The organism is Pseudomonas sp. PME37.24/006, from assembly GCF_055556635.1.
In genome coordinates this window covers 184,252-197,693 of record NZ_JBVHNL010000003.1, presented here as the reverse complement: position 1 = coordinate 197,693, position 13,442 = coordinate 184,252, and the positions used below count along the sequence as shown (strand labels likewise).

Sequence of the window (13,442 nt, the reverse complement as noted above, 5' to 3'; positions counted from 1 at the left end):
GATGGCACGCAAAACCCAGCGCGGAACGTTCCTCAACGACCCGCAGTGGTACAAGGACGCGATCATTTATCAGGTGCACATCAAGTCGTTCTTCGATGCCAATAATGATGGCATCGGTGATTTCGCCGGCTTGATCGCCAAGCTCGATTACATCGCCGATCTTGGCGTCAACACGCTGTGGTTACTGCCGTTCTATCCGTCGCCACGCCGCGATGATGGCTACGACATTTCCGAATACCGCGACGTGCACCCGGACTACGGCACCATGGCCGACGCGCGGCGTTTCATCAGCGAAGCCCATAAGCGCGGCCTGCGGGTGATTACCGAACTGGTGATCAACCACACCTCGGATCAGCACCCCTGGTTCCAGCGCGCGCGTGCCGCCAAACCCGGCAGCAAGGCTCGGGACTTCTACGTGTGGTCAGACAGCGACCAGAAATATGACGGCACGCGGATCATCTTCCTCGATACCGAGAAATCCAACTGGACGTGGGACGCCGAAGCCGGGCAGTACTACTGGCACCGCTTCTATTCGCACCAGCCGGATCTGAATTTTGACAACCCGCAGGTGCTCAAGGAAGTGCTGGCGGTGATGCGCTTCTGGCTGGACATGGGCGTCGACGGTTTGCGCCTGGATGCCATCCCGTATCTGATCGAGCGCGACGGCACCAATAACGAGAACTTGCCGGAAACCCATGGGGTGCTGAAGAAAATTCGTGCCGAACTGGACGCCAAGTACCCGGATCGCATGCTGCTCGCCGAAGCCAATCAATGGCCCGAAGACACCCAGCTGTATTTCGGTGGCCAGGATGGCGGCCCCGGCGACGAATGCCACATGGCCTTCCACTTCCCGCTGATGCCGCGCATGTACATGGCCATCGCTCAGGAAGACCGCTTCCCGATCACCGATATTCTACGCCAGACGCCGGAGATTCCCGACAATTGCCAGTGGGCGATCTTCCTACGTAACCACGATGAGCTGACCCTGGAAATGGTCACCGACGAGGAACGCGACTACCTGTGGAACTACTACGCAGCCGACCGCCGTGCGCGCATCAATCTGGGTATTCGTCGCCGCCTGGCACCGTTGGTGGAGCGCGACCGCCGCCGCGTTGAATTGCTCAACAGTCTGCTGCTGTCCATGCCTGGTACGCCGACGCTGTACTACGGCGACGAGATCGGTATGGGCGACAACATCTTCCTCGGCGACCGTGATGGCGTGCGCACCCCGATGCAATGGTCGCCGGATCGCAACGGCGGGTTCTCCCGTGCCGACCCGGCCAGCCTGGTGCTGCCGCCGGTGATGGATCCGCTGTACGGCTTTCAGAGTATCAACGTCGAAACCCAGTCTCGCGATCCTCATTCGCTGCTCAACTGGACGCGGCGCATGCTGACCATCCGCAAGCAGCACAAGGCCTTTGGTCGCGGCACGCTGAAAATGCTGACGCCGAACAATCGCCGGGTGCTGGCCTATGTGCGCGAAGCCACCGATCTCGAGGGCAACCCGGAACTGATCCTCTGCGTGGCCAACTTGTCACGTGCAGCTCAGGCGGTGGAGCTGGATCTATCGGCTCACGAGGGCAAGGTGCCGGTAGAAATGGTCGGCGGCTCGTCGTTCCCGCCCATCGGCCAACTCAATTACCTGCTCACGCTACCGCCGTATGGCTTTTACTGGTTCCTGCTCGCCGAGGAGGCGCAAATGCCCAGCTGGCACGTACCACCGGTTGATCGCCTGCCGGAGCTGACCACTCTGGTGATCAAGAAAGAACTCGACGAACTGCTGCAGCCGCCAGCGCGCACAACCCTGGAGCAGGAGTCGCTGCCGGCCTATCTGCCCAAACGCCGCTGGTTCTCAGGGCAGGGCGAGGATCTGCGCCAGGTCGAATTGCTCTACGCCATCCCCTTTGGTGAGCCGGATGAGCTGTACGTGCTCAGCGAAGTGCAGGTCAGCCGCGAATCGGGCAGCAGTGAGCAGTATCAACTGCCGCTAGGTTTCGTCGGTGAGCATGAGGCGGGCAGCAGCGTGCCCCAGCAACTGGCCCTGGCGCGATTGCGTCGCGGCCGCCAGGTTGGCCTGCTGACCGACGGTTTTACCCTCAAGGGTTTCGTCCGCCAGGTGATGGGCCATCTGCGAGAAAGCAACGTATTGGGTTGGCAGGGCAGCGAGATCCAGTTCGTGCCCACACCACATCTGCAAGCCCTGGGCGATCTTGCCGAAGCCGAGGTGCAACTGATCTCCGCCGAGCAGTCCAATAGCTCGGCGATCATCGCCGAGCAGGCGGTACTCAAGCTGATTCGCCGTGTGCTGCCCGGTATCCACCCGGAAGCGGAAATAGGTGGCTACCTGACAGCCGCCGGCTTCGAGCACATCGCCCCATTGCTGGGTGAGGTTCGCAGGGTTGATGAGCAGGGCGTACCGCATACGTTGATGATCCTGCAGGGCTACCTGAACAATCAGGGCGATGCCTGGCAATGGACGCAGAACAACCTGGAGCGGGCGATCCGCGATGAGCTGGCCGGCGGTCACTCGCCGCAGGAAAACCAATACACCGCGCTGGCCGAACTGGACGCCTTTGCCGGGCTCCTGGGGCGGCGCCTGGGGGAAATGCACATGGCCCTCGGTCAGGCCAGCGATAACCCGGATTTTGGTTACCACGAAACCAGCGAGGCCGATGTGGCCGAGTGGTCGCAAAGCATCGCAGGCCAAGTTCGTGAGGCGTTGATGTTGGTGGCCGAAGGGCGAGGGGAGCTCACTGGTGAAGCCGCCAACCAGGCCGATTGGCTGGCTGTGCGGCACGAGCAGATCATCGCCCTGGTGGACGATCTGGCGCGGCGTTCGGCGGGCGGTATCCGCATGCGCGTGCACGGAGATCTGCATCTTGGCCAAGTGCTGGTGGTGCAGGGCGACGCCTACCTGATCGACTTCGAAGGCGAGCCGACCCGCACCCTGGATGAGCGCCGGGCGTTCTACAGCCCGCTCAAGGATGTTGCCGGCATGCTGCGCTCCTTCGACTACGCTGCCGCTATGGCCATGCGCAGCGCCCAGAGCGCCGATGTTACGCCAGAAGCGGAGCACGCACGCCAGCATATCGCCGGGCTCTATCGCAGCCAGGCCAGAACGGCGTTCAACGAAGCCTATCGCCTGGCCGCCGCGGATCTGCCCCATGCCTGGCACGACCGCGAAGGTGAAGTAGCAGCGCTGGCGCTGTTCTGCATCGAGAAGGCGGCCTACGAAATTTTGTATGAAGCGCGCTATCGCCCTGATTGGCTGGAGGTTCCGGTACAAGGACTGATAGAGCTGACCAAATATCTTTTGGGGAGCGGTAAACGATGAGTTATGGAGAAACCGATCAGCAGGTGGCAGGTATCGACCGCGCCGCCATTGAGTCCCTGATCAGGGGTGAGCACGGCGACCCGTTTTCGATTCTGGGCCCACACGAGTTCGGTCACGGTCTGACGATTCGTACCTATCTGCCTGGCGCCCTGGGTGTCGAGCTGATCCACGCCGTCAGTGGTGAAACCCTCGGTTCGCTGGAGCAATCGAGCGTACCGGGGCTGTTCAGCATTCGTGTCGAGCAGCGTGTGCCCTATCGCTACCGCATCAACTGGAGCTCCGGCGTCCAGGAAACCGAAGACCCGTATGCCTTTGGGCAACTGCTCGGCGAAATGGATCTGTATCTGTTCGCCGAGGGTAACCATCGCGAACTTGGCAAGAGCCTTGGTGCCCAGCTGACGACCCATGAAGGCGTGCAGGGCGTGCGCTTCTCCGTGTGGGCGCCGAATGCCCGCCGAGTGTCGGTGGTCGGCAGCTTCAATGGCTGGGATGGCCGTCGCCACCCGATGCGCCTGCGCCAGCCGAGCGGAGTCTGGGAGCTGTTCGTGCCGCGCCTCGGCCCAGGCGAAGTCTACAAATTCGAGATCCTCGGCCGCGAAGGCCTGCTGCCGCTAAAGGCGGATCCCATGGCGCTGGCCAGCGAGCTGCCACCGGCTACCGGTTCGGTGGTCTCCGCGCCGCTGGAGTTCGACTGGCGCGATGGCGACTGGATGCAGCAACGTCAGGCGCAGCAGGGTTATCAGGCGCCGATGTCGATCTACGAAGTGCATGCCGGCTCGTGGCGCAAAGAGGGCGGTGAAGACGGCCGCGTGCTGAGCTGGAAAGAGCTCGGCGAGCAACTGATTCCCTACGTGCAGCAACTGGGCTTCACTCACATCGAACTGATGCCGATCATGGAGCACCCGTTCGGCGGTTCCTGGGGCTACCAGCTGCTTTCCCAGTTCGCCCCCACTTCGCGTTATGGCAGCCCGGCGGATTTCGCCGCGTTCGTCGACGCCTGTCACCAGTCCGGCATCGGCGTGATTCTCGACTGGGTACCGGCGCATTTCCCTACCGACGCCCACGGTCTCGGCCAGTTCGATGGCACGGCGCTGTATGAGTATGCGCACCCGTTCGAAGGCTTCCACCAGGATTGGGATACCTATATCTACAACCTCGGTCGCACCGAAGTGCATGGCTTCATGCTGGCCTCGGCGCTGCACTGGTTGCGCGCTTATCACATCGATGGTCTGCGGGTGGATGCGGTGGCCTCGATGCTGTATCGCGACTACTCACGCAAGCAAGGCGAGTGGATTCCCAACCGCCATGGCGGGCGTGAGAACCTGGAGAGCATCGATTTCCTCCGGCACCTCAACGACGTAGTCGCCCAGGAAGTACCTGGTGCCCTGGTGATTGCCGAAGAGTCGACCGCCTGGCCTGGCGTCAGCCGTCCCACTCAGGAGGGCGGCCTGGGTTTCGCCTACAAGTGGAACATGGGCTGGATGCACGACAGCCTCAAGTACATTGCCGAAGACCCGCTGCACCGTCAGCATCATCACCACCAAATGACGTTCGGCCTGCTGTACGCGTTTTCCGAGCACTTCGTGTTGCCGATTTCCCATGACGAAGTGGTGCACGGCAAGCACTCACTGCTCGACAAGATGCCCGGTGATCGCTGGCAGAAGTTCGCCAACCTGCGCCTGTACCTGAGCTTCATGTGGAGCCATCCGGGCAAGAAACTGCTGTTCATGGGCTGCGAGTTCGGCCAGTGGCGCGAGTGGAACCACGACCGTGAACTGGACTGGTATCTGCTGCGTTATGGCGAGCACAAGGGCGTGCAGCAACTGGTCAGCGACCTCAATGGTTTGTACCGCCATGAGCCGGCGCTGCATCGCATGGACGGCCAGGCCGAAGGCTTCGCCTGGCTGATCGGTGATGACGCCAGCAACAGCGTGTTCGCCTGGTTGCGTCAGGACGAAACGGGAGCGCCGCTGCTGGTGGTGCACAACTTCACGCCCGAGCCGCGTAATGGCTATCGTGTCGGTGTGACGAAAGAGGGCAGCTGGCATGTGCTGCTCAACAGTGATGCCGAGCGTTATGCAGGCTCGAATGCTGGCAGCCAGGGCGCGTTGCTGACTGAAGCGCTCGCCAGCCATGGCCAACCACAGTCGCTGCTGCTGGATCTGCCGCCGCTCGCCACGCTGGTGATCAAACCGCACTAACGCAGAAGGGGTGGATCGGTAACCGATCCACCCCTTCTGCTATCAGCCTGACTTACGCTGAACCCTAGACGTAGGGCTGCCCAGCGAAGCCGCGCGGCAAGCGGTGGGTGCCCGGCAGCTCGGTAAGGCGTTGCTGCCAGGACGAGCGCCAGTCGGTACGAGGCTGATTGCTCTTGGCCTTGCGGGCAGCGCGTCGGCTGGCATTGCGAGTGTCACGACGGGCCTGCTTGTAGACTTCGGTGTTACGGCAGTTGCGGCACTTCACCCGGTTCAGCTCTTTGCTGGAGGTGACGTTCTCGCCGTGGGTGCCGCAGGCCAAGTGACCGTCGGTCTTGTAATGGGTAACCATGGGTGGATCTCCTTGCTCATGCCGATCCTGGAGCGGAACTTGCTCCGTGTCCGCAGGTCCGTTGATTCGGGCCGTAGGTTATTTGTAGACCGCTGCGTTTGTGTCCCGGTTCGAACTGCTTTTTCCGCTGCTTTTCCTATGAGACGGTTCAACGATGGCTGCTTATTCAGGGATGAAGAAGATGCGAGCGAGTTTTCTGGCGCTGCTATTGACCGTTTCGGTCGATGCATTCGCAGCCGGGGATGACGAGCGCCGGGCGCTGTTGGATGCCCAGGTTCGGGAGCTGTTTCAGGCCGGGCAGTACCAACGGGCCATCGAGCCCGCGCGTCAGGCCCTGGCCCTGGCAGAGCGTAAGGCTGGCGCTGGTGAACAGGTCATCGCCGACAGACTCGATACGCTGGCGAGCGTGTATGCGAGCCTTGGGCGTTTCGACGAAGCGCTGCCGCTTTACCAGCGTGCCCTGAGCATTCGTGAGAAGGCCCTGGGAGCGGATGATCTCGGCGTGGCTGCGGCGCTGATCAATCTGGGCAAGGTTCACGATGCCCGTGACCAGTACGCCGAAGCCGAGGGTTATTACCTCCGCGCCCTTAACATCCGTGAGCACAAGCTTGGCGCGGACAGCCCCTATGTGGCCGAGAGTCTCAACAATCTGGCTTTGTTGTACACATCCCAGGGTCGCTACGCCGAGGCCGAGAAGGCCTACGGTCGCGCCCTGAGCAACTTCGAGAAAGCACTGGGGGCATCCGATCTCGCAGTGGCGGGCGTGCTCAATAACGTCGGCCTGCTCATGGAAGCGCAGGGCCGCTACGTCGAAGCCGAGCCGCATTACCGACGCGCGCTGGCCATTCGCGAGCAGCGTCTTGGCGGTGACCATCCACAGCTGTCCCTCAGCCTCAATAATCTCGCGGGTCTGTATGCCCGTCAGGGGCGTTACCCAGAAGCCGATGTATTGATGCGCCGCGCCCTGGCCATGGACGAGCGACTGTATGGCTTGCAGCATCCACAGGTCGCCGTGGCGCTGAGCAATCTGGCCGGGCTCTATGGCGTGCAGGGCGATTATGCCAAGGCCGAGCCGCTGCTGTTGCGGGCTCTGGAGATTCGCCAGGCAGCGCTGAATCAGCGTGACCCGGCGATCACCGAAACGCTCGAGGACTTGCTCAACTTGTATCAGGTGTCCGGTCGGCAGGATCGAGCGACCGAGATGCAGGCGCGTCTGGTCGGACGTAGCAGGCATTGAATCGGCTGAAATTATCGTGGATAGGCTGGGGGCTGGCGTTGTCTCAGCAGGGTCATTGCTATCCGAGGATTGTCCGGGTGAAGTCATCATTCCTGCGTACACCCTGTGCGCTGCTGATCCTGCTGTTGGCCGGCTGTTCCAGTCAGCCGCAGGTGCCCGCGCCAAGACCGGCCGAGGTACGCGCACAGATCGTCCGCCTGATGCCGGTAAATACGCCAGACCGCGAGGGCTGGGCAGCCGATATCTATGCGGCGTTCGCTGCTCAGGAGATCCCGCCGAGCACCGAGAACATTTGCGCAGTGCTGGCGGTGACGGAGCAGGAATCGACGTTCACTGCCGACCCGCAGGTACCTGGCCTGGCGAAGATCGCCCGGGTGGAGATCGACCGTCGCGCTGCCAGCCTGCATATTCCGGGGTTCGTGGTGAATGCCGCGCTGAATATCGAGTCGCCCACAGGTAAGACCTATCAGCAACGCCTGAACAGCGTGCGCACGGAGAAGCAGCTGAGCGCCATTTTCGATGACTTTACCGGCATGGTGCCGCTCGGTCGGCAGCTGTTCGGCACTCTCAATCCAGTACGTACCGGTGGGCCGATGCAGGTCAGCATCGCCTTCGCCCAGGCCAATGCCGAAGGTTATCCCTATCCACCCGATGGCTCGATTCGCCGCGAGGTGTTCAGCCGCCGTGGCGGCATGTACTTCGGTATCGCCCATCTGCTGGGCTATCCGGCCAGCTACCCGAAACCCCTTTATCGTTTCGCTGACTTCAATGCCGGCTGGTACGCCAGCCGCAACGCGGCCTTTCAGCATGCGGTCACCATCGCCTCGGGTATTCCGCTGGCGCTGGACGGCGATCTGATCATTCACGGCACGAGCAAGCCTGGCTCCACCGAACTGGCCGTGCGTTCTCTTGGCAAACGCCTGGACATGAGCGATCGGGCGATCCGCCGGGCGCTGGAGGAGGGCGATACCCTGGAGTTCGAAGAAAGCCGCCTGTATGAGCGGGTCTTCGCTCTGGCTGATGAGGCAGAAGGCATGTCGCTGCCGCGGGCGGTGCTGCCAGGCATCGTGCTGAAAAGCCCGAAGATTACCCGCCGGCTGACCACCGCCTGGTTCGCCGAGCGTGTCGACACCCGTCATCAACGCTGCATGGCCCGCGCCCGATAACCGGCTGCACAAAACTTCCAGAAAGCGTCTAACAGGTCGGTTAGCATGCAAGCTCCGCAGAGCGTGGTGCTGGAGCAAGCATGAGCGCGCAGAGTTGGGTCGACCTGGCCCAGGACGAAGACACCGGTATCGAGACCATCCGCGCACATTTTCGCGGGCATGCTTACGATCCCCATTGGCATGACGCTTATCTGGTCGGTTTCACCGAACAGGGCGTGCAGCAGTTTCACTGCCGCAAGCAACTGAACAGCAGCCTGGCCGGCCAGGTGTTTCTACTCGAGCCTGGTGAACTCCATGACGGCCATGCACCGGAGCCGGAAGGCTTCACTTACTCGATGCTGTATCTCGATGCCCAGTGGCTGGAACGCGAGCTGCGCAGCCTGTTCGAACAGGCGCCGGCCGATTGCTTTCCCGGCTTCAGCGCCACCTTGGCCAGTGAGCCGCGCCTGCTCGCGGCGGTCGGCGAGGCTTTTGCCGCGCTGCATCGCCAGGAGATGCGCATGGTCAGGCAGAGCGCCCTGGACGGCCTGCTGACGCGTCTGACCGAACAGCTGCACTGGCGTCGGCGCCTCGATCCGGATCCGCGCCTGCCGTTGGTTGCGCAGCGTGCGCGGGATTTCCTGCATGATCAGCATACTCGCGACATTGGTCTCGATGACCTGGCCGCCGCCTGTGGGGTCGATCGCTTTCGCCTCAGCCGCGCCTTCAAGGCAGCTTTTGGCCTGGCGCCACATGCCTATCTGGTGCAACTGCGCCTGGCCCGGGCGAGGCATATGCTGGCCCGTGGCGAACCGCCGGTGCAGGTGGCGGCGGTACTTGGTTTCGCCGATCAGAGTCACCTCGGGCGCTGGTTCCGGCGTGCCTACGGCATGACCCCGGCCCATTACCAGCGGCGCTGCTCAAACCTTCCAGACGCCTGACGCTGCCCGACTCATGATCAGCGCTCGGTTTGTCTGGAGCCTGTCATGACTCAGTTGTTGCCCTTCATGCTGTTCGCTTTCGTCGCGTCGATCACCCCGGGGCCGACCAATGTGCTGGTGCTTGGCAGCAGCGCCCGTTACGGCGTAGCGGCGACCCTGCCGCTGGTGCTCGGCGCCTGTGTGGGGTCTGCGGCAATCGTGGTGGCAGTCGGGCTTGGGCTCGGCGAATTGCTGCAACAGCACCCACGCCTGCAATGGGCAATGGCCTGGTTCGGCGTGTTGTGGCTGAGCTACCTGGCGTGGCGCATCTTCAGCAGCCCGGCTACCGCGTTGAACGCAGACGATGCGCAGCCAGGCGAGCAGCGGCTTGGCCTGTTTGCCGGTGCGGCACTGCAACTGGTCAACCCCAAGACCTGGATGATGGCTTTGGCGGTGGTCAGCGTATTCGCCACACCTGGCCCCGGGCAGGCCATGCGGGTGACCTTGCTGGCGGCGATCTTCCTGGCTATCGCCTTGCCATGCCTGGGCTGCTGGGCATTGCTCGGCAGCGGTGCTGCCAAACTGTTCACCTCGGCCCAGGCCATGACCCGCTTCAATCAGGCCATGGCGCTGCTGTTGCTGATCTCCGCCTGGCTCGGCGCGCCGCTCTAAACCTCCTCCATGACGCGACTTCTTTGTAGGAGCCGGCTTGCCGGCGAATGGTGGCCATGACGCGTTGTTTCGGTATGGCTACCACCCCATCGTGCGGAGGGCGACGCTCCTACCGCATTTGCGGTGATCTCACGACCCCGTGTAGGAGCCGCGACCCCGCGGCGAATTGTGAGTACGATGCCGTTCGTGCTGTGTGGCTGCAATCACATCGCCCGAACAACACCTACCGGATACGCAATTCTTCCAGGCGCTGACGCTGCTTGCCTTGCTCATCGAAATTGTCGGGTGACAACCAGCGTACAAAGGCGTCGCGGCATTGCGGCCATTCGCTGTCGATGATCGAGAACCAGGCGGTATCGCGGTTCTGTCCCTTGATCACGGCGTGCTGACGGAATAACCCCTCGTGAACGAAACCCAGACGCTCAGCGGCGCGCAGCGAGCGGGCGTTGCGTGCATTGCATTTCCACTCCAGGCGCCGATTGCCTAGGTCGTCCATCGCCAGACTCATCAGCAGCCAGATCGCCTCGGTGGAGGCGGGCGAGCGCTGCATGGCGCGGCCAAAAGCGATATGGCCGATTTCGATACAGCCGTCGACCGGCGTGATACGCAGAAAACTGAGTAGCCCAACGGCACGTCCAGTGGTTTTGTCGATCACGCTGAAGAACAGCGGGTCGCTGGTGCTTTGCTTTTCCTGCAGCCAGGCATCGAACCCGGCACGCTCGGCGAACGGGCCGTAGGGTAGGTAATTCCACAGGGCAGGATCGCTATCGGGACCTTGCAACGCCTGCCAGAGATCATCGCCATGCTCTGCTGCATGCAAAGGTTCCAGGCGCACGTAGTGGCCATCGATGGCGCTGCGAGGTGGCGGCGAAACGGGTTTCCAGTCGAGCAGGGTGTCGTTGGTCATGGTCTGGGTTCCTGATTACAGCTGCTTGCGGTATTGCACGAAGCCGGAGCGCTCGGCGATGTGATCGTAGAGCTGCATCGCGGTGGTGTTGCTTTCATGGGTCAGCCAGTGCACCCGCGAAGCGCCGGCCAGCTTGGCCTGAGCGTAGACATGTTCTATCAGATGGCGCCCGGCGCCGCTGCCGCGAACGCTTTCGTCGACGAACAGGTCTTGCAGGTAACAGTAGTCGCCGGTCGTCCAGCAGGAGCGGTGGAAGATCCAGTGCACCAGGCCGATAGCTCGCCCTTCGTGCCAGGCGAGGGCCGCATGCATCGGCTCGTCGTCAGCGAGAAAGCGTTGCCAGGTCAGTGCTGTGGTGGCTTCGGGCATCTGCTGCCCGTAGAAGCGTAGATAGCCTTGCCAGAGCGGCGACCAGGCAGCCTGGTCGTCAGCGGTGATTGCGCGTATTTCCAAGATCCAGGTCTCCTCGGTGATTAGTCATTCATACGCTGCGCCAGGGCGCGGTCGCGTGGGTCTATGCTGGCGCTGAGGCCGTCATGCACACCCTGGCGATCCGCTTCGCTGCGGTTCTGGCCGAGCTTCCATTTGCCTTCCAGGCGCTCGATGGGCAGCGCGAAGCCGACGATGGCGCGCAGCATGCCGGCGATGTACTCCTGGGGTGCATCGTTCAGTGCCCAGGGTTGCGGGCGCGGGTTCTCGTGACGGGCGGTGAGTTCGTCGAGCAGGCTCAGCAGGCGTTCGCCGTCATCGAAAACCGCAGCCTGGCCGTAGGCATGCACTGCGATGTAATTCCAGGTGGGCACCACCTTGCCGTGCTCGGCCTTGGCCGGGTACCAGGACGGGCTGATATAGGCATCGGCGCTGTTGAAAATCACCAGCGCTTCACCACCTTCGGCCAGTACCCGCCAGTGCGGATTGGCCCGCGCCAAGTGGCCGTACAGTGTGCCGTACGGGCCTTCTTCGGGGCGTAGCAGCAAGGGTAGGTGGCTGGCTTGCAGGCCGTTCTCGCCATGGCTGATCAGAGTAGCCAGGCGGCAGCCGGCAATCTCCCGGTGCAGGGCGGCGAGGTCGTTCTGGCGGAAAGCGGAAGGTACATACATGGGGCATTCCAATCAGTGGATGCGCTTATGCTAAAACTGGTATTGGTCTGTTGTAAGATCCATTTTCAATGACTTTCATGGGGCCAATCGATGGCATCTACAGCTCCTTTGCCGGTCGACCTTTCCGGTCTGCGTCTGCAGCCCGGCAAGGGATTGTCTCGACAGCTCTACCAGGCCCTGCGCGAACGTGTGCTCGATGGCCGTTTGCCTGGCGGCACGCGACTGCCCGCCAGCCGGCAATTGGCCGAGCGCCTGGGCGTATCCCGCAATACGGTGAACCGTGCGCTGGATCAGCTCTATGCCGAAGGCTACGTGGAGGGCCGGGTTGGCGATGGCACCTATGTGGCTGCCATTGCCGCAGTAGCGGAGCTGCCAGTCAGCGAAGCGCCGGGGGCGGCCAGCAGCGCCGCGCTGCAACTGCTCGACGAGCACCATCTGCCGGCGCCGTTATCCGGTGCGCCGCGGGCTTTTCGGGTTGGCGTGCCTGCTTTCGATCTGTTTCCGTTCGAGACCTGGGCGCGGCTGTCAGCGCGTTTCTGGCGCAGGCCGTCACCGGCACGGCTGGGCTATGGTGATCCGGCGGGTGACCCGCAACTGCGCGAGCTAATCGCCGCCTACCTGCGAAGCAGCCGGGGCCTGCAGTGCGATCCGGCGCAGATCATCGTCACCTGCGGCGCACAGCAGGCGATCAGCCTGTGCGCGCAATTACTGGTCGGGCCGGGCGATCCGGTGGCCGTCGAAGATCCGGGTTACCGTGCCGCGGGTCATGCTTTCAGTGTTGCCGGTGCGCAGCTGCGCGGTATTGCCGTCGATGCCGACGGCCTTGATGTCGCGGCGCTGGAGCGGGCAGGGCCGTGTAAGCTGGCCTATGTCACGCCTTCGCACCAGTATCCGACCGGGGTGACGCTGTCGCTGCCCAGGCGCCTTGCGCTGCTCGACTGGGCCGAGCGTAACGACGCCTGGATCATCGAGGACGATTACGACGGCGAATACCGTTACAGCGGCACGCCGCTGGCGCCGTTGGCCGCACTGGATCGTGGGCAGCGTGTGCTCTACGTCGGCACCTTCTGCAAGATCGCCTTTCCGGCGCTACGGCTCGGCTATCTGGTACTGCCACCCCGTCTGGCTGCAGCCTTCGCTCGGCGTCGCGCGCTGGATATGCGCCACTCGGAAATCGGCACCCAGGCGGTAATGGCTGAGTTCATCGCAGCCGGGCATTTCCAGCGGCATATCCGCCGCATGCGCAATGCCGCGCGTGCCCGTCGGGATGCGCTGCTGGCGGGCTGGCCGGAGTCTCTGCCGGGTTGTGCGCCTTTGCCCGATGTGCACGCCGGTCTGCACCTGAGCGTGCGCTGCGAAAGCCCGGCGCGAGAGCAGGAGTTGATCGCTCGCGCGGCTGGCGTAGGAGTGGAGATCAACCCGCTCAGCGTGCAGTGGTTACCTGAGGGCGATACGCCGCCGGATCAGCGCGCCGGCTTGGTGCTCGGCTTCGCGGCGGTGCCGGAAAAGGCTATCGGCGAGGCGCTGCAGGCCTTGCGCGGTGCCTGGAGGCTACCTGGCTAAGTCGCCCTCTGCAT

The 13,442-nt window shown here is 62.9% G+C and carries 11 protein-coding genes; 7 read left to right on the top strand and 4 right to left on the bottom strand.

The features are described 5' to 3' along the window. The first annotated feature begins 1 nt into the window (after position 1). Positions 2–3,334 carry a maltose alpha-D-glucosyltransferase gene (gene treS / locus ACZ3GY_RS11755; protein ID WP_465910152.1) on the top strand — a complete coding sequence of 1,111 codons (3,333 nt, stop codon included), beginning with the start codon at positions 2–4 and terminating at the stop codon, positions 3,332–3,334. Further along, positions 3,331–5,535 (top strand): 1,4-alpha-glucan branching protein GlgB, encoded by a 2,205-nt coding sequence (gene glgB / locus ACZ3GY_RS11750; RefSeq protein WP_465910151.1) that lies wholly within the window; start codon positions 3,331–3,333, stop codon positions 5,533–5,535. The genes treS and glgB overlap by 4 nt, the downstream gene beginning before the upstream one ends. Before the next feature lie 64 nt (positions 5,536–5,599). On the opposite strand, the gene ACZ3GY_RS11745 is transcribed toward glgB, so the two are convergent. Beyond that, positions 5,600–5,884, bottom strand: a complete 285-nt coding sequence (locus ACZ3GY_RS11745) for a hypothetical protein (protein WP_463565391.1) — start codon at positions 5,882–5,884, stop codon at positions 5,600–5,602. Positions 5,885–6,065: 181 nt separating this feature from the next. Between ACZ3GY_RS11745 and ACZ3GY_RS11740 the strand changes: the two genes are divergently transcribed. The 4 genes from ACZ3GY_RS11740 (at position 6,066) to ACZ3GY_RS11725 (ending at position 9,858) form a co-directional block, all read left to right on the top strand. Continuing rightward, entirely contained in the window at positions 6,066–7,121 is a 1,056-nt protein-coding gene (locus tag ACZ3GY_RS11740; RefSeq protein WP_465910150.1) for a tetratricopeptide repeat protein, read from the top strand. Between the two features lie 77 nt (positions 7,122–7,198). Continuing rightward, on the top strand, positions 7,199–8,287 hold the full coding sequence (locus ACZ3GY_RS11735) for a DUF1615 domain-containing protein (protein ID WP_463565389.1): 1,089 nt from the start codon (positions 7,199–7,201) through the stop codon (positions 8,285–8,287). A gap of 80 nt (positions 8,288–8,367) precedes the next feature. Further along, entirely contained in the window at positions 8,368–9,207 is an 840-nt protein-coding gene (locus ACZ3GY_RS11730) for an AraC family transcriptional regulator (protein ID WP_465910149.1), read from the top strand. Between the two features lie 45 nt (positions 9,208–9,252). Next, entirely contained in the window at positions 9,253–9,858 is a 606-nt protein-coding gene (locus tag ACZ3GY_RS11725) for a LysE family translocator (protein WP_465910148.1), read from the top strand. A 223-nt stretch (positions 9,859–10,081) separates the two neighbouring features. Here ACZ3GY_RS11725 and ACZ3GY_RS11720 read toward each other — a convergent pair whose 3' ends face one another. Genes ACZ3GY_RS11720 through ACZ3GY_RS11710 form a run of 3 tightly spaced genes read right to left on the bottom strand, consistent with a single transcriptional unit; the run spans position 10,082 to position 11,865 of the window. Further along, complete coding sequence (locus ACZ3GY_RS11720) at positions 10,082–10,765, bottom strand: GNAT family N-acetyltransferase (RefSeq protein WP_465910147.1); 684 nt, start codon at positions 10,763–10,765, stop codon at positions 10,082–10,084. A gap of 15 nt (positions 10,766–10,780) precedes the next feature. Continuing rightward, positions 10,781–11,218 carry a GNAT family N-acetyltransferase gene (locus tag ACZ3GY_RS11715; RefSeq protein WP_465910145.1) on the bottom strand — a complete coding sequence of 146 codons (438 nt, stop codon included), beginning with the start codon at positions 11,216–11,218 and terminating at the stop codon, positions 10,781–10,783. 20 nt (positions 11,219–11,238) lie between these two features. Beyond that, a complete protein-coding gene (locus ACZ3GY_RS11710; RefSeq protein WP_465910144.1) occupies positions 11,239–11,865 on the bottom strand; it encodes an FMN-binding negative transcriptional regulator in 627 nt (208 codons plus the stop codon). A gap of 90 nt (positions 11,866–11,955) precedes the next feature. Here ACZ3GY_RS11710 and pdxR point away from each other — a divergent pair, with 90 nt between their 5' ends. Then, the gene (gene pdxR / locus ACZ3GY_RS11705) at positions 11,956–13,428 is read left to right on the top strand and encodes a MocR-like pyridoxine biosynthesis transcription factor PdxR (RefSeq protein WP_465910143.1); all 1,473 of its coding nucleotides are present in this window, start codon (positions 11,956–11,958) and stop codon (positions 13,426–13,428) included. Positions 13,429–13,442 lie beyond the last annotated feature (14 nt).